Below are 22,164 nucleotides of genomic sequence, written 5' to 3' on the forward strand. Positions count from 1 at the left end.
TTTTATGAGTAAACATATCTTAGTCATTGCGCAGTATTTTTATCCGGAGCAGTTTCGAATTAATGATATCTGTGTAGAATGGGTTAAAAAAGGATACGAGGTAACAGTAATTACTGGTATACCTAATTACCCTCAGGGAAAATACTATCCTGGCTATAGTTTATTTAAAAAAAGAAAAGAAACGTATAACGGTGTAAATATTGTCAGAATACCATTAGTCCCTAGAGGAAATTCTAAACTGATGCTAGCACTAAATTATTTATCTTTTGTAATTTCAGGATTTTTCTGGGAACTTTTTACTAAGATTAAAGCGGATTATGTGTTTATTTTTGAAGTTTCGCCTATGACTCAGGCTTTACCTGGAGTATGGTATGCAAAAAGAAGAAAATTACCATGTTACTTATATGTCCAAGATCTTTGGCCGGAAAATGTAGAGATAATTACAGGAGTAAAAAATAAACATATTATTAATACGATTGGCAAAATGGTAGACTACATTTACAAGAATTGCAGTAAAATTTTTGCCACGTCTGAAAGTTTTGTGAATGCTATTCGCAGTAGAGGTGTCGCAGATGATAAAGTAGAATACTGGCCACAATATGCAGAGGATTTTTATCAACCGTTGGACACAATCAACACACCTGAAATTCCGAGTGACGAATACTTTAATATCGTTTTTGCTGGCAATATAGGAGAAGCCCAAGGTTTAAATATTTTACCTAAAACAGCGGAATTATTAAAAGATCAATCTTGTAAGGTAAGATTTAATATTATTGGTGATGGAAGATATAAAGAAGAACTAATCAGACTTGTAGCGGCTTCAGGCGTTAGTAATTATTTCAATTTTATACCTAGACAGCCGGCATCAAAAATTCCACATTTTCTAGCAGCTAGTGATGCAGCTTTCCTAGGTCTATCAGATAGCCCACTATTTAAAATGACGATTCCTGCCAAACTCCAATCATATATGGCTTGTGGTATACCAACGGTAGCTTCTGCTGCGGGAGAGACAGCAAAGATAATAGAAGAATCAAAAAGTGGGTTATGTGGTGCACCCGGAGATGCCAATATCTTAGCTTCTAATATCTCAAAACTAATCAATAGTGATGAACTAGAATTAGAATCAATGAGAGTGAATGCTCGTAATTACTATAATGAAAATTTTGATAAGAAAAAATTATTAAATCAGATGGAACTGAATTTTAATATCAGCTAAATATAGGAGGAACTTAAATGTTCAAAGGCAAAACACTCTTAATCACAGGTGGAACAGGATCTTTTGGAAATGCTGTAATGAAAAGGTTTTTAGATACAGATATAAAAGAAATACGCATTTTTTCTCGTGATGAGAAAAAACAAGACGATATGAGAAAGTTATATAAAAGTGATAAATTAAAATTTTACATAGGTGATGTAAGAGACTTGGCAAGTGTGAAAAATGCTATGTTTGGTGTCGATTATATCTTTCATGCCGCAGCTTTAAAACAAGTTCCTTCGTGCGAGTTTTTTCCACTTGAAGCAGTAAAAACCAATGTACTAGGCACAGATAATGTCGTAACGGGTGCGGTTGAGATGGGCGTAAAAAAAGTGATTTGCTTGTCGACTGATAAAGCAGCTTATCCGATTAATGCGATGGGGATTTCTAAAGCGATGATGGAAAAGGTTTTTGTGGCAAAAGCAAAAACAGTAAATCCTGATAGTACTCTCATTTGTGGCACACGCTATGGGAACGTTATGGCATCCAGAGGGTCTGTTATTCCTTTGTTTATTGACCAAATTAAAAATGGTCAGCCTTTGACCGTTACTGATCCAACGATGACTCGCTTTTTAATGAGTTTAGAAGAGGCAGTAGAGCTCGTTGTATTCGCCTTTCAAAATGCTCAAGCAGGCGATATTATGGTTCAAAAGTCACCTGCTTCAACTATTGGGGACTTAGCTCAGGCTATAAAAGAGTTATTTAATGTAGACAATGAAATTAAAGTGATTGGCACCCGCCACGGAGAAAAGTTGTATGAGACATTACTTACTCGAGAAGAACATGTCGTTGCAAGAGATATGGGCGGCTTTTATCAAGTCCCTGCAGATACAAGAGATTTGAACTATGAAAAGTACTTCAATGAAGGAGACGAACAGCTTTCAACTGAAGAAGAGTACAACTCTCATAACACAGAACGACTTAATATTGAGCAAATTAAAAAACGACTCTTGGAACTAGACTACGTTAAAGCGCAACTAGAGAGTTGGAAAGCGCAATGAATATCTTAGTCACCGGTTCAAATGGCTTTATCGGTAAAAACTTGATTGCGGAACTCAAAAATAGACAGTACACCAATATTCTTGAATTTGACCGTGAATCAGATCTTGAATTACTAGATGACTATTGTCAAAAAGCTGATTTTGTTTTTCACCTTGCAGGAGTTAATCGTCCAAAAGAACAAGACGAGTTTATGAAAGGCAATTTTGGCTTTACGTCAGATTTATTAAAGAGCCTAAAAAAGCATAACAATATCTGTCCGATTATGCTGTCTTCATCTATTCAAGCTGAGCAATCTAATCCGTATGGTGAAAGCAAAAAAGCGGGAGAAGACCTGCTTTTTCATTACGGCAAAGAAACAGGTGCTGAAGTATTAGTTTATCGCTTTCCTAATGTATTTGGTAAGTGGTGTAAACCTAACTACAACAGTGCTGTTGCGACCTTTTGTCACAATGTAGCCCATGAGTTACCCATTCAAGTCAATGACTCAAGCGTTTTAATGAATCTTGTGTATATTGATGATGTATTGGAAGAGCTAATTAATGCTTTAGAAGGTAAAGAAAATATGACAGACCATTTTTGTGAAGTACCTATGGTGCACACCATTACTTTAGGTGAAATAGTAGACTTGATTTATTCTTTTAAAAAAAGCAGAGAAGATAGAACTGTTCCTGACATGGCTAATGTTTTTTCTAAAAATCTGTATAGCACGTACCTTAGCTATTTACCTGAAGACCAGTTTAGCTATGACTTGAAAATGAACATTGATGAAAGAGGTTCGTTTACAGAATTTTTAAAAACACCTGATCGAGGACAAGTGTCTGTGAATATATCCAAGCCGGGTATTACAAAAGGCAATCATTGGCACCACACGAAAAATGAAAAATTCTTAGTAGTTAGTGGACAAGGCGTCATTCGCTTTAGAAAAGTAGATGAAACAGACGTTTTAGAGTATTTTGTTAGTGGAGATAAGCTAGAAGTGGTTGATATACCGACAGGGTATACACATAACATTGAAAACCTAGGGGATTCAGACATGGTTACCGTTATGTGGGCCAATGAAGCCTTTGATCCTGAAAAGCCAGATACGTACTTTGTGGAGGTGTAAAATGAAAAAATTAAAAGTCATGACAGTTGTGGGAACCAGGCCGGAAATTATTAGACTGTCAGCTGTTATTAATAAACTGGAAGAGTCAACAGCCGTTGATCATATTCTGGTGCATACCGGTCAAAACTATGATTATGAGCTAAATGAAGTGTTTTTCAATGACTTTAATTTAAAAAAACCAGACTATTTTTTAAATGCGGCTAATGGGACAGCAGTTGAAACCATTGGCAATATTTTAGTGAAAATAGATCCAGTTCTTGACGAAGTCAAACCTGATGCCTTTTTAGTTTTAGGTGATACCAATAGCTGCTTGTGTGCGATAGCGGCCAAAAGAAAGCACATCCCCATCTTCCATATGGAAGCAGGAAACCGATGCTTTGATCAAAGAGTACCAGAAGAAACAAATAGAAAAATTGTTGATCACACAGCAGACATTAACTTAACGTATAGTGATATTGCTAGAGAATATTTACTCCGAGAAGGCTTGCCAGCAGATAGAGTGATAAAAACAGGAAGCCCTATGTATGAAGTGCTCCATTCAAGAAAAGATGACATTGAAAAGTCAGATGTGCTTAAACGATTAAACCTAGAAGAAGAACAGTACTTTGTCGTGTCAGCTCACAGAGAAGAAAACATTAATTCAGAAAAAAACTTTATGGATTTAGTCGACACCTTAAATACAATGGCTGAAAAATATCGTATGCCAATCATTATAAGTACGCATCCAAGAACAAGAAAGATGATTGAAGCCAAAGGGATAGAGTTTAATCCGCTAGTAAAGACCATGAAGCCACTTGGATTCAATGACTACGTTAAACTTCAAAAATATGCCAAAGCGGTACTAAGTGATAGCGGAACAATCAGCGAGGAATCATCCATTTTAGGCTTCAAAGCTGTAAATATTAGACAAGCCCATGAAAGACCAGAAGCGATGGAAGAAGCTTCTGTTATGATGGTTGGGCTAAAGAAGGAAAGAATTCTTCAGGGACTTAATGTCTTGGAAACTCAAGAACAAGATACACTAAGAATAGTAGCTGACTACAGTATGCCTAATGTGTCGGATAAGGTTTTAAGAATTATTTTATCGTATACAGACTATGTGAATAGAGTCGTTTGGAATAATTAACTTAAAATTAAAGCTTATTAAATTTTAAAATATGGAGGTTTAAATTGGCTGATTTAACCACAATAATTTTGACATATAACGAAGAATTAAATATTAAAGACTGTATTAAATCAGTTGAAAAGATATCCAAAAGAATTATTATTATTGATAGTTTTAGTTCAGATAAAACTATTGAAATAGCTAAAAGTATGGGAGCTGAAGTTTATCAACATAAATTTATAAATCATGCTAAGCAATTCAAATACGCTTTGAGTATTTCAAATATAAATACGCGTTGGGTATTTAGAATAGATGCTGATGAGAGATTAACTTTTAAATCAGCAAATGAAATAGAAAGTATATGTAATGAAAATGAAGAGACAAATGTAAATGGCATAGTAGTGAGGTTTGAAGTTAATTTTCTAGGAAGGCAGCTTAAATATGGTGGCATATACCCGTTTAAAAAGTTACTAATTTTTAAAAATGGATATGCAGATATTGAAGATAGAAATATGGATGAGCACATCTACTTAACCGATGGAAAGTCAGTGGAATTAATAAACGATTCTATACACCATGATTATAAGAATTTAAGTGTATGGATAGATAAGCATAATAAATATTCTTCAAAGGAAGTAGCTGACTTTCTAAGTAAATCTAAAGATGAGAATAATGCCAAAAAATTAAATAAAAGTGCTAAGTTTAAAAGATTTGTAAAATATAATATATATTACAAATTGCCAATGATTATAAGATCGTTTTTATATTTTATGTATAGATATGTATTTGAGTTAGGTTTTTTGGATGGTAAAGAAGGGTTAATTTTTGCATTTTTACAAGCCTTTTGGTATAGATTTTTGGTTGATGCCAAAATTTATGAAGTTCAAAAGAAGTTGGTGGAAAGTTGAAAAAAAAAATATTAATTTTAGCTGGATATTACACCCCTAGCGTTAAAGCTGGCGGACCTGTACAATCTATTAAGAATATGGTAGAGAGCCTTAAAGACAGATACGATTTTTATATTGTTGCTAATGACAGAGATCTTGGAGATTTAAAACCATTTGACGATATTAAATATGGGAAATGGACTTCTACAGAAGCCGGAAAGGTATATTATATTGACTCAAGAAAAATGACACCAATTAAATTACTTAAAGTTATAAAGTCTATGGATTTTGATATTTTATATCTTAATAGTTTCTTTTCTTTTAATTTAAGTATATTACCTATTGTTTTGGCGAAAATCAGATTATTTAGTTTTGAAAAAATAATTATAGCTCCTAGAGGTAATTTTTCAAAAGGTGCACTACAATTAAAGCCCCTTAAAAAGAAAGTGCACATTCATATCTCAAGAATATTGAGTTTGTATTCTAAAGTTCAATGGCATGCTACTGCTGTTTCAGAGAAAAATGATATCCAGCAAATATTTGGTGAAGACTGTAATATAAGTATTGCAAGAAATTTAACAGCAAACTACTCGAATTTAATATATGAAAAAAAAGTAAAAAAAGAAAAAGGGAAAATGGATGTAGTTTTTATATCACGGATTCATCCAAAGAAGAATTTAGAACAAGCAATAGAATTTTTGCAATATTTAAAGGGTGATGTAACCTTTAATATATACGGTCCTATTGAAAATAATGACTATTGGCAAAAATGTAACAATAAAATTTACTCGTTGCCAAATAATGTTAAAGTTAGTTACCAAGGATATGTTGAACATAAAGAAATTATAAATATATTTAAAAGTCATCACACTTTTCTATTTCCAACTCTTGGAGAAAATTTTGGACATGTAATCTCGGAATCTTTAATTGCAGGGTGTCCTGTAATAATTAGTGATCGTACACCTTGGATAAAATTGGAAAAAATGAAAGTTGGATGGGATATTAATTTAGAGAATAATAAAAAGTTTATTCAAAAATTGCAATATATTCTCGACATGAATTCTGATGAGTATGCAAAATTTTCTGAAAATGCATTTAATTATGCTAAGAAAAGTGCTAATCAAGAAGAAATAAAAAAAGCATACTTGTTATTATTTGATTAAATATCACATTTGATTCAAGGAGGACGGAGATTTGAAAATTTTGTTTGTCGCAGAAAATCTTACTTACGGCGGTGCACCTAGACGTTTTGTTGAACTAGCTAATGAAATGTCAAATAGAGGCGCTCAGGTTTCAATATTATTATTAAGCGGATATAACAGATTGAAAAATGTTATAGACAAGGACATTGAAATTATTGAAAAATCAAGTAGCATAACTACTTCAAACTGGTTTAAAAGAAATGTATTCCAAAGATTAAAAAAAATAAAAATAATTCGAAATGAATTAAATATAAGTGATTATGATATTGTAATTTCTTTTAATGATATGACCAACATCGATGTTCTATTACTCAAGTATGTTAAAAAATTTAATATAATTATATCTGAAAGAAGCGATCCATACTACAATAACTGGTACCTTAAATTTTTAAAAAAGATTCTATTTAAAAAAGCCAACGGTGTAGTTTTTCAGACTGAAGGTGCAAGAGACTTTTTTGATAGTAAAGTTAAGAAAAATAGTACAATAATTCCTAATCCAATTTCTAGTAAAAACCAATTTAATAGATATGACGTTCAAACAAAGAAAATTATAGTAAACGTTGCGAGATTTTGGTTATACCAGAAAAGGCAAGATATTCTATTAAAAGCATTTAAGGAGTTCAATAAAAAGTATCCCAGCTATAAATTAGTTTTATTTGGCGACGGTCCCGATGAAAATAAAATAAAAAAAATAATTATTGAGCTCGGTCTTGAGAATCATGTTATATTAGCTGGTGTTTCTGATAATTTAATCGAAGAAATAAAAATTGCTGAAATATTTGTATTAACTTCTGATTTCGAAGGTATGCCAAATGCATTAATTGAAGCGATGGCAGTTGGGTTGCCGGTTGTTTCTACTGACTGCAGCCCTGGGGGATCCAGATATCTTATAAATAATAATTTAAATGGTTTGCTTGTGGACAGAGGTAATCATATTGAGGTATGTAATGCTATGTTGAAAATTGCAGATAATCCTGATTTTGCTCAACATATAGGAAATAATGCAAGGAAGATATTGGATACCCTAAATGAGGAAAAAATTAATAATACATGGTATGAATTTTTAAAATCTTCAGTTAAATAGAGGATGAGGTATAAAAAAGTGAAAAAAGCAGAAAATATAATATTGGTGATGACAATATTTGCTAATTCGTTGTTACTATCTACTCTTACCTTTACAGGTGGAAATTATAATGTGTTTACACAAAGTAACCACTGGACAATTATTAAGTTCATTTTGTTTTTGGCAGTAATAGTATTATTCATAAAAGAAATATTAAATACAAAAACAATACCCAAAAAAATAATAATAGTCCTATATTCAATGCTATTATTAATTATATTAATTGTTGCGAATGTTGTGCTTATTTACAGTAGTATTCATCCTCTGTTGATACAAGATATTTTAATTTTTGGGTCTAGATCAATTCCTGTGTTTATTGTAGGTTTATTGGTAGTAAAAAAAGATAAAATTGACATTATAAATAAACATACACAAGTTATAACTTTATACGTATCTTTCGCATTAGTACTAAGTTTTTTTGCAGATGAATTTTTCATTACAGGGAATACTACAGCGTTTGCTGGAGCGAATTATCAATTGAATTCTTATGTTTCAGCAATGATGATAGGTTTAAATTATTACTATGCATTTGTGATTGATAAACAACAATTATATCGATACTTAAGAACCAACTTAATGCAAGGGGTTCATATTGTTCTTTCTATTTTAGTCTTATTAAACATTTTTCTTACCGGTGGCAGAGGTGGAGTGGTGGCAAGTATAATCTATACACTCATTATATTAATATATATATTAAGAAATAAAAATTTATTCAATAAACTATTTATAGTCTTCATAATAGGCTTACTTTATACGATTACTGTATCATTATTATATGACCCACAATTTTATGATAGATTTAATAGAGCATTTTCTTTTATAGGCCAAGATAGTTTTATTGATATAGAGGCTGCTAATAGGACTATTTTTTCAAGGTCAATTAGTTATATATTCGAATCTCCAATTTTTGGTAACGGTTTAGGAACTTATTACAATATTATGGGTACCTTTCCCCACAATTTATTTTTGCAAGTATTATTTGAAGGCGGAATTATTCTCTTAATTGTTTTGTTATTATTATTTGCTTTTATGATAATTTATTTTTTAAAATTAATTAAGCTGAATAAAAATTATTTGCTTATCTTGTATATCACAATTACTCATTTTACGCTACTAATGTTTAGCAGTACCTATTTACGAGATGACATTTCTTGGTTATTTTATGGAGTAGTATGTGGCATGTTTTACAAAACTCATAAAAAAATTCAGCTACAGAAAAATAATTTATTGCACTAACAAGCGACTTTTTTGATTTTTAGTTTGACAAATTAAGCTTACAATTCAAAATTTGATATATGTTTCAAAATATTTAACTGATGTTTTACCTCCTAATGTTTTTTAAAGTATTTTGTTTAGCTGGTTTTTTTGATGAAGTTAGCACTAACTTTCAATGAGCAGTGTAAATTCACATGACGCACTCTAACGATACCAAATTAGCACGTAATAGAAAATAATTATTACGTGCAGTGAGGGTTCAAATTGCTGTTTTGAAAAGGAAGACTATTCCAACAGGCGCATTGCTGACGTCATCGGGCGAGTTCCTCAGACTTTTAATAATGAGATCCATCGTGGGGGAATCAACCAGCTCAAACATTAAAAACAAAATAGTAAGATTTATGATTACTACAACGAAATCTGTGATGTCAACACTGACCAAGCTGACTATGATAAACAGCGATCGAAATGTGGCCGGGGGGTTAAAATTGGCCTATACAGATACTTTCATCGAATGGGCAGATGAGAAAATGCTGGATGATAAATGTTCCCCTGATATAGTGGCCGATTTTTTTAAAAGACTTGGGTTGTTCGATTCTTCAATGATCCCTTCTACAATCACGCTTTATGGTTGGATAGATTGAGGGATTATGAGAACGCAAAACATTGATTCTCTGGAAAGTTATCTCGGAAATCAAGGGTTTCTTCTTTGAACCAAAGACAATATAAACGTGTCATCGGCCCATTGATTGATAGTCGATGAAAAGAAATTGATAACTTTGAATCATTTGGTCACTGGTATATTAATACAGTAGTCGGTAATAAAGAAAAGACCGTTACTGTAATACTCACTTTGGCTGAATGAAAGCCCCGATTTGAATCATCTTGAAAGTGAATGGGAAAGATTAGGAATCGGTTAATCAGGCGATCCGTGACCTTCAAAAACAATCAGGTCATACATTACCTGAACTATTCAAAACGATAACTTGTGATAATGGTTCTGATTTTGTAGGATTTTTTGAGGCCTTAAAGGATACTTCAAATATCTATTTTAGTCACCCCTATTAGTTTAAACGGTTAGAAAGTGAGCACGAGTATAAATTCATTCGTCGTTTCATTTGCAACGGGAAACCGATTGGTCGAGTCTTAGAAGTACAATTCTTGCGTATACAACAATGGAATGATTATCCTAGATAAATATTGGATTACAAAATACCATATGAAAGCTACGTCAATGCGCTAAGATTAGATTGTTAGACTGCCCTTAGACAGTTTCAGACGGTTTTAATCAAGAGTATAAATTGCTCAGGTAGAAAGTTGTAGAGTTAAAAATTCTTAGATGTGCTCTTAAGTATTTTATATAATAAATTGTTTGCTTTTAAAGTAGTCAAATAATTTCCTTCTAGATACAATAAATATACTATATTATAAACGAAAGACATGATAACAGTTTAAATATCGAGGTGAAATAATGAAAAATGAAATACTAGTAAGCATTTCATGTATTGCATATAATCATGAACCGTATATAGCTGATGCGATAGATAGTTTCTTAATGCAAAAAACAAACTTTAAATTTGAGATTTTGATACATGACGATGCTTCTACAGATAAAACAGCAGAAATAATTAAGAAATATGAAAATAAATATCCTGGTATCATTAATACTATATTTCAGAACGAGAATCAATATTCAAAAGGTGTCAAAGTTGGTACTATTAATAATAGTAGAGCTAATGGAAAATATATGGCCATTTGTGAAGGAGATGACTATTGGACGGATCCATATAAGCTTCAAAAGCAGGTAGACTTTTTGGAAGAAAATCCAGAATATAGTTTATGTGTACACGCTGCAAAAAGAGTTGATGCGAAAACAAAAAAAGAATTTTCTGAAATTAGACCAGTCATTAGAAATAAAGAATTTTCTACGGAGGAGGTAATTAGTCGTGGAGGGGGACTATTTCCTACAAATTCCATGGTTTATAGGAGAAAAGAAAGTCTTGTTACACCAGATTTTTATAATAATGCACCTGTAGGTGATTATCCACTTACCATTTTTTTATCACTTATAGGCAAAGTGCACTATATGGATGAGTTTATGTCTGCGTATCGGACCAATGTGGAAGGGTCTTGGACAAATAGAACTTTGTCAGACATAAATAAAACAATTAGTTATATTTATAAGAGGATTGGAATGCTTGATGAGATAAATATTTATACTGAAGGTGAATATTTGGCAGTTATTGAAAATACTAAACTTTATAACAGATACCTAATACTTCAGCTAAAAGGCAATTATAGAGAAATTAAAGAAGGAGAATGTAGCATTATTTATAATTCTCTGAATTTTAAAGGTAAAGCAAAAATATTTATCAAACAATATTTGCCAAGTGCAAACAACTTCTTAAAATCAATAAGAGGGAAGTATAAATCATGGGCACTGAAGTAAATAAGTCTAGAGTTTTAACTTCTTTATTGTGGAAACTCTTAGAGCGTAGTGGAACTCAAGGTATACAATTTATTGTGCAAATAATTTTAGCAAGACTACTATCCCCAGAAGAATACGGAATCATAGCAATCGTAATGGTCTTTATACTTTTAGCCAATGTATTTGTCCAAAGTGGTTTTAGTACGGCATTAATTCAAAAGAAAGATGCTGATGAAGTTGATTTTTCATCTGTTATGTATTTAAGTTTAGTCATTGCAGTAGTTCTTTATGGAATCATTTTTGTTACAGCTCCTTTTATAGCAAGTTTTTACACACAACCTTTACTAATTCCAGTTTTAAGAGTGTTGTCAATTACGTTGTTTATAGGAGCGTTTAATTCTATTCAAAATGCTTTTGTTGCAAAGAATATGATGTTCAAAAAGTTATTTTTGAGTAGTTTGATAGCGGCTATAGTATCTGGAATTATTGGTATAACTGCGGCATACAGTGGCTTGGGAGTATGGGCACTTGTAATACAACAACTGTGTAACCAACTCATGATAGCTATCGTTCTCTGGTTTACCGTAAAATGGAGACCACATTTACTTTTTTCATTCAATAGAGTAAAAGTTCTTTTTTCATATGGTTCTAAGTTGCTCGCGTCAGCATTGATTGACACGCTATATCAAGATTTACGGACGCTTGTGATAGGTATGATGTATACACCTGCGATGTTGGGTTTTTTTAATAGGGGAAGACAATTTCCGCAACTTATTGTATCTAATATAAATGGTTCTATACAGTCAGTAATGTTGCCATCTTTATCTGCCCATCAAGATAATAGAATAAGAGTAAAGGAAATGGTGAGACGTGCAATTGTATCAAGCTCGTTTTTGGTTTTTCCTATGATGGCAGGTATGGCTGTTATAGCTGAGCCGCTAGTTCTAATTATATTGACTGAAAAATGGCTACCAGCCGTTCCTTTTTTACAGATAGCATGTGTTACTTTTGCATTATGGCCGATCCATACAGCGAATTTACAGGCAATTAACGCAATGGGTAGAAGTGATATTTTCCTAAAGCTTGAGATAATCAAAAAAATAATGGGATTGATTGTTTTAGGAGTGAGTTTGCCTTTTGGTGTTTATGCTATAGCCCTGGGTGGCATTTTTAGTGGTTTGATAGGAAGTTTTATAAATGCTTATCCAAATAAAAAGTTATTAAACTATAGCTATAAAGAGCAGTGGCTAGATATTATGCCATCATTATTGATTTCACTCATCATGGGAGTTATCGTTTATTCAATAAATTATTTAAATATGCTAGCATGGCAAATACTAGGCTTACAAATAATTTCTGGCGGAATTATATATGTTTTACTAGCAAAGGTATTTAAAGTAGAAAGTTTAACTTATTTAGTTGCTACTATGAGAGAGCTAATAAAATCTAGAAAGGGGGCATCAGCGTGAAAAAAATACTTTTACTAGGCGGTTCAACTCAACAGATCCCCGCAATTGAATATGCCAATAAAAAAGGATACTATACGGTGCTATGTGATTATTTACCTGATAATCCAGGTCAACACGTTGCTAAAGTATTTTACTGTGTGAGTACGACAGATAAAGAAGCAATCTTAAAGGTTGCAAAAAAAGAAAAAGTAGACGGCATCGTAGCCTATGCATCTGACCCGGCTGCACCAACAGCTGCTTATGTGGCAGAGCAATTAGGCTTGCCAACTAATCCCTTTTCGTCTGTTGAAATATTAACTTTTAAAGATAAGTTTAGGACATTTTTAAAAGAGAACCATTTTAATTGCCCCAAAGCTCAAAGTTATACATCTTTTGAACAGGCCAAGCAAGATATTGAGAACTTTAACTTTCCAGTCATGGTGAAACCAATTGATTCCTCAGGCAGTAAAGGCGTTAGTAAAGTTTTAAAGTTAGAAGACTTTGAACAAGCTTTTGAAATAGCTTTAGAGCATTCAAGAAGTCAGCACATCATTGTTGAAGAATTTATCGTTCAAGATCATCCGTATATGATTGCTGGTGATTGCTTTGTAGTGGATGGACAAGTCACTTACTGGGGGCTACTCAATAGCCACAGGCATAAAGGTGCTAATCCTTATGTTCCTATTGGTACGAGTTATCCTATTTATATCAGTGAAGATCGATTCAACTTAGTAAAAAAAGAAACACAAAAATTATTTGATTGTTTAAATATAAAGTTTGGTGCTTTTAATGTGGAAATTATGATTGACCAAAATGAACAACTATATTTTGTTGAGATGGGACCACGTAATGGAGGCAATATGATACCTGACTTGCTGTTTATGGCTACAGGTGAAGACATGATTGCAGCGACTATAGAATCAGCATTAGGACAGGGCTACACCTTTAGCCAAGATAAACCGCATAAGACATTTATTTCGACTTATGTGTTGCACACAGAGCAAACTGGACGATTGTTAGATATTAAGTATAAAGAAGGAATAGAAGGAAAGATTCTAAAAAAAATTCTATATAAGAAAAATGGCGAGCTTGTTCAGCGCTTTTATGGATCAAATAAGGCACTAGGAATAGTTTTTCTAAATTTTAATAACCAACAAGAACAGATGGACTTTGTAACTAAACCCGAGCAATGGATTGAAGTAATTGTAGAGTAGGTGAGTGCATGGCAAGTAAAAGTTTTGATAAAAATAATGATTTTAATATTAAAAAAATATCTAGTCCTAAAGAAATTCATAATGCTCTTTTTGAGATAAGCAGTGCATATAATCCACCATTGACCACTAGTATCAAGGACTTATATGAATTTGCAGCTAAATTAGCTATGAATGCTGAAGTATTCGTAGCTATAGATCAATCGGTTTTAGGCTTGATAGCTTTTTATTGCAATAATGTAGTGGATAAAATAGGATATATTACGCAAGTTGGGGTTAAAACCAGTGCTCAATCGAGTGGTCTAGGTAAGCAACTCATGGATAAAGCATATTCAGTTTGTAAAACTAAAGGCATGCAAAAGATAAAGTTGGAAGTTAAAAAAAATAATTCAAAGGCAATCATATTTTATAAAAAACAAGGATTTAAAGAATGTGGGGATGCTTCAGAATATTCTATTTATATGGAAAGATCGCTATAGAAAAGAGGTAACTTAATGAATAAAATCCAAGTAACTCAATCTTCGATGCCCCATTTTGATGACTACGTTAATGAGATTAAAGACCTTTGGGACAGTAAGTGGTTAACAAATAGAGGGAGCAAGCACCAACAATTAGAAAAAGAATTAATTGATTATTTGAACGTGTCTAATATCTCTTTATACACAAACGGGCACTTAGGTCTAGAGAATATACTGGATGCCTTTAATCTTAAGGGTGAAGTGATTACGACCCCTTTTACCTTTGCTTCAACGACTCACTCTATTGTAAGAAACGGTTTAAAACCAGTATTTTGTGATATAAACCCACTGGATTATACGATTGATGTCGATAAAATTGAAAGCTTAATTACCGAAGATACCTGTGCAATCGTCCCCGTTCATGTATACGGAAATGTATGTGATGTTGAAAAAATCGAAGAGATTGCCAAAAAACACTATTTGAAAGTCATCTATGATGCGGCCCATACATTTGGAGTAACAGTAAACGGACAAGGCATTGGTTCTTTCGGTGATGCTTCCATGTTTAGTTTTCATGCAACTAAAGTGTTTAATACTATTGAGGGTGGCGCTGTGACCTTTGGAGATGCCTCCTTGAGTTCAGTTCTTGATCAACTGAAGAATTTTGGTATTACTAGTCCAGAGTCTATAGATTATGTTGGCGGCAATGCTAAAATGAACGAATTCCAGGCAGCAATGGGTATATGTAATTTAAGGTACGTCGACGAAGAAATTGCAAAACGCCAAAAAGTAGTTCAACGGTATCGCTCAAACCTTGAACATGAGGAGGGCATCACTCTTGTAAAAGAACAACCGGGTGTAAAGAGTAACTTTGCGTATTTTCCTGTCGTTTTTGATCACTACAAATCAACAAGAGATCAAATATTTGAGAAGTTGAAAGAACACGATATTATTGCTAGAAAGTATTTTTATCCTCTTATAAATGAATTCAATTGCTACAAAGATGATCATGATGTAAAAGACACACCAGTAGCGAAGTATATTGCAGACAGGGTATTAACTCTTCCTTTATATGCCGACTTGAGTCTAGCTGATGTAGATAAAATCTGTCAAATTATAAAAGAATAGGGTGATAACAGTATGAAAGGTATAATACTAGCAGGTGGTAATGGGACAAGACTGTATCCCATTACCCAAGCCGTATCAAAACAATTGTTACCAATATATGATAAACCTTTGATTTATTATCCTTTGTCCGTATTGATGTTGGCAGGGATAAGAGAAGTCTTGATTATTTCGACACCTAATGACATGCCGTCTTATAAAAAATTGTTAGGAGACGGTTCATCTTTAGGTATTGAAATCTCTTACATAGTTCAAATCGAACCCAACGGACTAGCAGAAGCTTTTATTTTGGGAGAAGACTTCATCGGTGATGATAATGTCTGTTTGATACTAGGAGATAACGTATTTTATGGCCAAGATTTAACTAAGGTATTAAAAAAGGCAATGAGTGTGGAAGACGGTGCAGTGATCTTCGGCTACCCGGTTAAAGATGCCAAAGCATTTGGTGTTGTTGAGTTTGACGAAAACAAGAAGGTCTTATCTATTGAAGAAAAACCAGAACATCCAAAATCTCACTACGCAGTTCCGGGCCTATATTTTTACGACAATAAAGTAGTCGACATTGCTAAAAGTGTAAAACCATCAGCTCGAGGTGAGCTCGAGATTACGTCTATTAATAAAGCTTATTTGGAAAATAAAGAATTGAATGTCGTTTTATTAGGGCGAGGAATGGCTTGGCTCGATACAGGAACACCCGAGGGTATGCTAAAAGCAGCTGAATATGTAGAGGCGGTGCAGTCTAGACAGGGCTTTTATATTGCTTGCCTCGAAGAAATTGCCTGGAGAAGAAAGTTCATAGATGATAATCAGCTTGAAAAAGTAGGGCAGAGTCTAAAGAAAACAGCCTATGGGCAATATATTTTATCAATACTAGAAGAAGAATAACAGATAAGGAAAGGCTTGATGAAATGAAGTCGATTTTAGTCACTGGTGGAGCCGGCTTTATTGGCTCTAACTTTGTTCACTACGTTGTAAACAATTTTCCGGAAATCAGCATTACCGTACTAGACAAATTAACTTATGCTGGAAATGAACAGAACTTAAAGGGTTTGCCAGAAGATAGAGTGCAATTAGTAGTTGGCGACATCGCAGATAAAGAAGAGGTTGATAAGCTGGCTCAAGAGGTGGATGCGATTGTGCATTATGCTGCGGAGTCTCATAATGATAATTCGCTAATTGATCCCTTTCCTTTTGTGCAAACCAATTTAATTGGCACATATGTCCTAATTGAAGCAGCACGCAAATATAACTTACGCTACCATCACGTGTCTACGGATGAAGTGTATGGGGACTTACCGCTTAGAGAGGATCTTCCCGGAGGAGGCGAAGGAGAGGGAGAAAAGTTTACAGCTGAAACGGCTTATAACCCATCTAGTCCTTACTCTTCCACAAAAGCTGGGTCAGACCTATTGGTTAAAGCCTGGGTGCGTTCATTTGGCTTAAAGGCAACCCTGTCTAACTGTTCCAATAACTACGGGCCTTATCAGCATATTGAGAAGTTTATTCCGCGCCAAATCACTAATGTTTTGTCAGGCATTTCACCTAAGTTATATGGTGAAGGGAAAAACGTCCGAGACTGGATTCATACAGAAGATCATTCCTCTGCAGTATGGACGATTTTAACTAAAGGGCGCATTGGAGAAACGTATTTAATTGGCTCTGACGGTGAGAAAAACAACAAAGAAGTATTGGAACTAATTTTAGAGCTCATGGGGCAGCCCAAAGATGCCTATGAACATGTTAAAGACCGTCCAGGTCACGACTTGCGCTACGCTATTGATGCATCAAAACTTTATGATGAATTAGACTGGAAACCGGAGTTTACTGATTTTAAAGACGGCTTAGAAGAGACCATTAACTGGTACAGAAAAAATCATGACTGGTGGAAAGCCCAGAAAAATCAAGTTGAAGCTAAATATGCTGAGAGTGGTCAGTAATTAAGGATGTCATCTTTTACTCCACTATAAAGTTACTATTATTTAGCTGGAATACTCTCATAACAGACGCTAAGTGTCTGTTATGAGAGTATTTATTTGATCCGGCAGGCATCCTAAAATAGTGCTTTCTGTATTTACTATGCCCAGCTAAATTTTTTGTGAAATTAGCTTTGAATAAGATCAATAAAAAGTGTATTATAATAACTGTTGCACTATCAAGTTAATGACTTTTTAGGCGCAATTGCTGAACTGTGTTGTGTAGTTACTAATAAATATATAATATAGAATTTGTTTTACTGTGGAGGAAAAGTTTCAAAATTGGCCACCCAAAAAAATAATAAGTCGAAATAAGGAGAATACCCGTGTTAAAAACACTTAAATATGCTTTTCAAAACGTCACTATATTCAAAACCATTTTGCAGCAAGAAAAGAAAGCAGCCTTTGAAACGAACTACAAGGAAAAGTACTTGGGGTTACGACATGGCTTTAACAGTGAAAAAGTATTGATGTACGGTTTAACAAAAGACAACGTGGATACGTACATTTCAGAACATCGACGCTACCGGGCTAAGAGAATCAACGAAAAAGCCGCGCATGTGTTTGATAATAAACTCATTACGGAACGGATTTTAAAAGCTTTTGTGTCAGTACCTGAATGCTACTATTATTTGGACGGTGGCAAGGTAACTCCTCTGTCAACAGAGAGTCATGAGTCTTTGTCTGTTGATGAATTAATGATGTTCATTAGACGTGAACAAAAGCTTATCTTGAAGCCTTTATCCGGTGGGAGTGGTACAGGCGTACAAGTCGTAGTGTATGATGACAAGCGTGACGTTTATTTCACCAACAACAAAGAAAACAGTGCTCAGGACATGACTGCTTTTTTAAAGAGTTTAAATAATTATTTAGTAACTGAATTTGCCAAGCAAAGCGATTATTCAGCTTCACTGTATCCCGAGTCAACGAATACCATAAGAGTCTTGACAATGGTTGACCCAAAGACCAATGAACCTTTTATTGCTGCAGCTGCACAAAGAATCGGGACAGAAAAGACCAAACCGATTGACAACTTTGGTGGAGGCAGAGGCGGACTCAGTTTCCTCGTTGATCTAGAAACCGGTAAATTAAGCCAGGGGGCCCGCATTTCTTCCAATGGCAGAAAAGAAGCGATAGAACGTCACCCTGACACGCAGGCGTTACTTTTAGGAAAGACCGTACCGCATTGGGACAAGATCAAAAGAGATTTACTGAACACTGTAACGAAAAATCCCTATTTGAAGTATGTCGGCTGGGATATCCTAGTAACGGATGAAGGTTTTACAGTTATTGAAATAAACAGTTTCTCAGGTGTATCGGTCTTTCAGGTTCATCAGCCACTGACTGCCTTTGATCCAAGGGTGGAAGAGTTCTATCAATACCATAATATTCATTAGCAGCACAGTCTGAAGAGTGAAGGAATACTGCTTATCTAATTATAAGACCATAGAAGAGACAAGCCAAAAGTGTTTGTCTCTTCTATATTTTTGTGATGACTGTACGGATAGTTTTTAGGAAAGGTCATATTTCTTTACTTGTTCAGACTCTATATGAGATAATCGTTTAGTGAGTGCTATATAGTCTAGCAAGAAAAGTTAAGCCAAACGAAACTGTTAAAGTAGTCGAGCATTTTTATCACTTTCAAAAAAGCACTCTCACTGCGTATCTGTGATTTAAATACGTGTACTTAGTAATGTTCTAATTTAAGACTCAAACTATCAGGCTCTATCAGGAGGAAACAACTGTGTCCACAAAAATTAAAACCATGCACCGCTACGTCACGGAAGAACTGAAGAAAGAAAAATGGCAGTCCAAGCAAAAATGGATAGCTTACCCCTTGGTTGCTAAAGATTTAGTATCAAGTACAAAAAAATACCATATTCACCCGGATGAATACTTGCAGCTTGATTTTTACAGTTCGGATGATAAGCGGCGAGAAAGTATCGTCTCTAGAAAAGAAAGAGACGCGTACGTCAAACTATTCAACAAGAAGGAGATAACTCCAAAGCTGGAAAATAAGATTGAGTTTTTAACTCATTTTAAAGATTATGTAAATAGAGATTTTTTAATTATTAGAGACGCCAGCTTTGAGGATTATGTCTCCTTTATTTCACGTCATCCAGCCTATATAGCGAAGCAGTCAGACAGCGGACAAGGTAAAGGGGTAGAAATGGTCAGTGAAGTAAAAGATCCTGAAACAGAGTTTAAACGACTCAAAGACCATTCCTTCGATTTAATTGAAGAAATTATTGAAATTCATCCTGAACTGAAAGATCTTAGTCCGGGGGGGATTTCGCCTATACGGTTCATCACCTATGTGGATGAGAACAGTGTGCCGCATATTATTTTTACAGCCATTAATATGAGTACAGGCAGCCAGATCGTCAACTTCAATTCTGGGGCAGTGATATCCATTATCAATGCGGATACGGGGGAACTCATGAATCATGCATTAGATAAAAAGAATAAGATGTACGAATTGCATCCAGTGACAGGAAAGCCAATTAAAGGGTTCAAGCTACCCGAATGGGATGCGCTGAAGGCTTTGGTACTCGACGCTGCTGTAAAGTTCCCAGAGGTTGGCTATATTGGCTGGGACACGACCATCACAGCTAATGGTCCATGTATCATTGAGGCAAATGCCAAGCGTCCAGCTATTAACGGCTTACAGATGGAAGGATTCAAAGGCTTGGATGAACAGTACGGGAACTTTAAGTTTGTAAGAGAAGAATACAAGCGCAGAAAAGGTTGACTGGGGTCTTTAATGACACGCTGTCCTCAATAATTGCATAAGAAAAGTTAAAAAACTGACAAGTGACTGCCATCCGGCAGCTTGTCAGTTTTTATGTATATAAGCAAGATTAGACTGCATTATGTGCTCATTATCTATCGCCATAACATTGCTTTTATGAATAGATTCTGGTATTCTTTATTAGTTTTGAAGCAACATTTTAAGCACGTCATTACTTAGGAAAAAAGGTGTAGACATGTCAAGAACGAAAAAAAGTATTAGAAACATTGCGTATAATATCGTTAATGTGCTCTTAACGCTTGTATTGATGTTTGGTGTACGAACAGTCTTTATTCAAACATTGGGTGTGGAATATCTAGGTCTGAACGGTGTTTTTCAAAATATCTTTCAGTTTCTATCCTTAGCAGAACTTGGGATTGGCTCGGCGATTGCATTCAGATTATACCAGCCCTTAAATGAAGGCAATGAACGCCGTATTTCGGCTTTGATGAAGTTCTTTAAGCTGGCGTACCGTGTGATCAGTATCTTTATCATTGTTATGGCACTAGGTTTGCTTCCCTTTTTGGGAAGAATAATTGGAGATCAAGCGGAAGGCATTAATATTTACCTGGTTTTTGCGATGTATATTGCTCAAACCCTTTCCACTTATTTGTTTTTTGCCTATAAGACAACGTTACTGCAAGCAGACCAGAGAGAATACATTATATCGAAATATGCCAACTACGTCATTATCGGGACATCGATTTCCGAAGTGGCCGTCTTGTACTTTTTCCAGTCTTTTTATGGTTACCTGCTAATATTGGTGGTTTCAAATATCACCAAAAACTATCTCATTTCTCGACGAGTAGATAAAGATTATCCATACATCCAAAAGTATGACGATAAGATAGGTAAAGCAGAACTAAAAGAGATGCTCAAAGACTTCTCAGCAGCCTTTCTGTATAGAATCAACAGCGTTGTACTATCATCTACAGATAACCTAGTATTAACCTACTTTGTTGGACTGGCGACGGTCGGCTACTATTCCAACTATACGCTGCTGGCTAATTCTATCAAGCGCTTTTTAAGACCTATACTAAATTCTGTAAAAGCCAGTTTGGGAAGTTTTGTAGCCCAAAAAAGCAAGGAAGAAAGTTACCGCATTTTCCAGGTCGTGAACTTGATGACGACTATCTTATATGGTGGAGCTTCTATAGGGATTTTTATTCTCTCCAATAAGTTCATTACGGTTTGGATAGGCGATCAGTTTACACTCTCTACTGCTTTTGTCCTGCTTTTTGCCTTTGAATTCTATTTAAGAGGAATGACTTTATTTCTCTCCCAAATAAGAAATGCAATGGGTTTGTTCCAGCAGTTAAAATACCGGCCATTGTTGAGTATGATTATCAACTTGGTAACCTCGATTGTACTTGTCCAAATTTTGGGTATTGAAGGGGTTATATTAGGGACCATAACGGCAACGATGTTGACGACCATGATTTTTGACCCATTAGTAATTCACTCTTATGGATTCAATTTTAAAACGTCAACTTACTTTATAAAAAATGCCTACTATGTCTTCTTAATGGGCTTAGCGGGCTACATTGCTTATGTGCTGACTCTGCCTATTGCATTGACCATTCCAGGTTTGTTCTACAGTTTCCTGTTAACTGTAGTGTCCATCATTATCGTATATGGATTAGGTCTGTTTTGGATGAAAGAGTGGCAAGAGCTTATCCCCAGAATACGTACCGTTATTAAGAAGAAAAAGTAATACGAAGAGTAAGGTATATCAAAGTGAGACAAGAAAGGAGACCGGGCTGCTACTGCTGTTCAGTCTCTTTTTGTTTGTACAATAAAGACAAAAGCGGGCAGCAGCCATTCAGGCAATCAGTG

General features: G+C 34.5%; 18 protein-coding genes and 1 pseudogene. All 19 read left to right on the forward strand.

Going from position 1 to position 22,164, the window contains the following annotated elements:
- Window positions 1-4: 4 nt before the first annotated feature.
- The 19 genes and pseudogenes from ADIAL_RS05970 (at window position 5) to ADIAL_RS06060 (ending at window position 22,042) form a co-directional block, all read left to right on the forward strand.
- The gene (locus tag ADIAL_RS05970; protein ID WP_034301253.1) at window positions 5-1,216 is read left to right on the forward strand and encodes a glycosyltransferase family 4 protein; all 1,212 of its coding nucleotides are present in this window, start codon (window positions 5-7) and stop codon (window positions 1,214-1,216) included.
- 17 nt (window positions 1,217-1,233) lie between these two features.
- Complete coding sequence (locus ADIAL_RS05975) at window positions 1,234-2,256, forward strand: polysaccharide biosynthesis protein (RefSeq protein WP_034301254.1); 1,023 nt, start codon at window positions 1,234-1,236, stop codon at window positions 2,254-2,256.
- Entirely contained in the window at window positions 2,253-3,362 is a 1,110-nt protein-coding gene (locus tag ADIAL_RS05980; protein WP_034301256.1) for a capsular polysaccharide biosynthesis protein CapF, read from the forward strand. Before ADIAL_RS05975 ends, ADIAL_RS05980 begins: the two co-directional genes overlap by 4 nt.
- Before the next feature lies 1 nt (window position 3,363).
- Window positions 3,364-4,488 carry a non-hydrolyzing UDP-N-acetylglucosamine 2-epimerase gene (wecB, locus tag ADIAL_RS05985; protein WP_034301259.1) on the forward strand — a complete coding sequence of 375 codons (1,125 nt, stop codon included), beginning with the start codon at window positions 3,364-3,366 and terminating at the stop codon, window positions 4,486-4,488.
- Between the two features lie 44 nt (window positions 4,489-4,532).
- Complete coding sequence (locus tag ADIAL_RS05990) at window positions 4,533-5,375, forward strand: glycosyltransferase family 2 protein (RefSeq protein WP_034301261.1); 843 nt, start codon at window positions 4,533-4,535, stop codon at window positions 5,373-5,375.
- Window positions 5,372-6,517 (forward strand): glycosyltransferase family 4 protein, encoded by a 1,146-nt coding sequence (locus tag ADIAL_RS05995; protein ID WP_034301264.1) that lies wholly within the window; start codon window positions 5,372-5,374, stop codon window positions 6,515-6,517. The genes ADIAL_RS05990 and ADIAL_RS05995 overlap by 4 nt, the downstream gene beginning before the upstream one ends.
- Before the next feature lie 31 nt (window positions 6,518-6,548).
- Complete coding sequence (locus ADIAL_RS06000) at window positions 6,549-7,640, forward strand: glycosyltransferase (RefSeq protein WP_034301267.1); 1,092 nt, start codon at window positions 6,549-6,551, stop codon at window positions 7,638-7,640.
- Window positions 7,641-7,658: 18 nt separating this feature from the next.
- Entirely contained in the window at window positions 7,659-8,915 is a 1,257-nt protein-coding gene (locus ADIAL_RS06005; protein ID WP_034301269.1) for an O-antigen ligase family protein, read from the forward strand.
- A 230-nt stretch (window positions 8,916-9,145) separates the two neighbouring features.
- Window positions 9,146-10,088: pseudogene (locus tag ADIAL_RS11685) on the forward strand (IS30 family transposase); the annotation flags it as partial.
- Between the two features lie 277 nt (window positions 10,089-10,365).
- Window positions 10,366-11,343, forward strand: coding sequence for a glycosyltransferase family 2 protein (locus ADIAL_RS06015; protein WP_034301272.1), 978 nt, complete (start codon window positions 10,366-10,368; stop codon window positions 11,341-11,343).
- Window positions 11,328-12,791 carry a lipopolysaccharide biosynthesis protein gene (locus ADIAL_RS06020; protein WP_034301275.1) on the forward strand — a complete coding sequence of 488 codons (1,464 nt, stop codon included), beginning with the start codon at window positions 11,328-11,330 and terminating at the stop codon, window positions 12,789-12,791. Before ADIAL_RS06015 ends, ADIAL_RS06020 begins: the two co-directional genes overlap by 16 nt.
- Entirely contained in the window at window positions 12,788-13,984 is a 1,197-nt protein-coding gene (locus tag ADIAL_RS06025; RefSeq protein ID WP_034301277.1) for an ATP-grasp domain-containing protein, read from the forward strand. Before ADIAL_RS06020 ends, ADIAL_RS06025 begins: the two co-directional genes overlap by 4 nt.
- Window positions 13,985-13,992: 8 nt before the next feature.
- Window positions 13,993-14,460, forward strand: a complete 468-nt coding sequence (locus tag ADIAL_RS06030; protein WP_034301281.1) for a GNAT family N-acetyltransferase — start codon at window positions 13,993-13,995, stop codon at window positions 14,458-14,460.
- Between the two features lie 15 nt (window positions 14,461-14,475).
- Window positions 14,476-15,567, forward strand: a complete 1,092-nt coding sequence (locus ADIAL_RS06035) for a DegT/DnrJ/EryC1/StrS family aminotransferase (RefSeq protein WP_034301284.1) — start codon at window positions 14,476-14,478, stop codon at window positions 15,565-15,567.
- 12 nt (window positions 15,568-15,579) lie between these two features.
- The gene (gene rfbA / locus ADIAL_RS06040) at window positions 15,580-16,449 is read left to right on the forward strand and encodes a glucose-1-phosphate thymidylyltransferase RfbA (RefSeq protein ID WP_034301286.1); all 870 of its coding nucleotides are present in this window, start codon (window positions 15,580-15,582) and stop codon (window positions 16,447-16,449) included.
- 23 nt (window positions 16,450-16,472) lie between these two features.
- Entirely contained in the window at window positions 16,473-17,501 is a 1,029-nt protein-coding gene (gene rfbB, locus ADIAL_RS06045) for a dTDP-glucose 4,6-dehydratase (RefSeq protein ID WP_034301289.1), read from the forward strand.
- Window positions 17,502-17,863: 362 nt separating this feature from the next.
- The gene (locus tag ADIAL_RS06050; protein ID WP_051503757.1) at window positions 17,864-18,934 is read left to right on the forward strand and encodes a sugar-transfer associated ATP-grasp domain-containing protein; all 1,071 of its coding nucleotides are present in this window, start codon (window positions 17,864-17,866) and stop codon (window positions 18,932-18,934) included.
- 347 nt (window positions 18,935-19,281) lie between these two features.
- Window positions 19,282-20,289: a sugar-transfer associated ATP-grasp domain-containing protein gene (locus tag ADIAL_RS06055; RefSeq protein WP_034301291.1), complete on the forward strand. Its 1,008-nt coding sequence runs from the start codon at window positions 19,282-19,284 to the stop codon at window positions 20,287-20,289.
- A gap of 235 nt (window positions 20,290-20,524) precedes the next feature.
- Window positions 20,525-22,042: a lipopolysaccharide biosynthesis protein gene (locus tag ADIAL_RS06060; protein ID WP_034301294.1), complete on the forward strand. Its 1,518-nt coding sequence runs from the start codon at window positions 20,525-20,527 to the stop codon at window positions 22,040-22,042.
- Window positions 22,043-22,164 lie beyond the last annotated feature (122 nt).

The organism is Alkalibacterium sp. AK22 (assembly GCF_000585255.1).
In the GTDB taxonomy this organism is placed as follows: Bacteria; Bacillota; Bacilli; order Lactobacillales; family Carnobacteriaceae_A; genus Alkalibacterium.

Bases quoted from the DNA above. Each gene is read 5' to 3' on its own strand.
- ADIAL_RS05970 (WP_034301253.1), top strand. From the start codon at position 5: ATGAGTAAACATATCTTAGTCATTGCGCAGTATTTTTATCCGGAGCAG.
- ADIAL_RS05975 (WP_034301254.1), top strand. From the start codon at position 1,234: ATGTTCAAAGGCAAAACACTCTTAATCACAGGTGGAACAGGATCTTTT.
- ADIAL_RS05980 (WP_034301256.1), top strand. From the start codon at position 2,253: ATGAATATCTTAGTCACCGGTTCAAATGGCTTTATCGGTAAAAACTTG.
- wecB (WP_034301259.1), top strand. From the start codon at position 3,364: ATGAAAAAATTAAAAGTCATGACAGTTGTGGGAACCAGGCCGGAAATT.
- ADIAL_RS06015 (WP_034301272.1), top strand. From the start codon at position 10,366: ATGAAAAATGAAATACTAGTAAGCATTTCATGTATTGCATATAATCAT.
- ADIAL_RS06020 (WP_034301275.1), top strand. From the start codon at position 11,328: ATGGGCACTGAAGTAAATAAGTCTAGAGTTTTAACTTCTTTATTGTGG.
- ADIAL_RS06030 (WP_034301281.1), top strand. From the start codon at position 13,993: ATGGCAAGTAAAAGTTTTGATAAAAATAATGATTTTAATATTAAAAAA.
- ADIAL_RS06035 (WP_034301284.1), top strand. From the start codon at position 14,476: ATGAATAAAATCCAAGTAACTCAATCTTCGATGCCCCATTTTGATGAC.
- rfbA (WP_034301286.1), top strand. From the start codon at position 15,580: ATGAAAGGTATAATACTAGCAGGTGGTAATGGGACAAGACTGTATCCC.
- rfbB (WP_034301289.1), top strand. From the start codon at position 16,473: ATGAAGTCGATTTTAGTCACTGGTGGAGCCGGCTTTATTGGCTCTAAC.
- ADIAL_RS06060 (WP_034301294.1), top strand. From the start codon at position 20,525: ATGTCAAGAACGAAAAAAAGTATTAGAAACATTGCGTATAATATCGTT.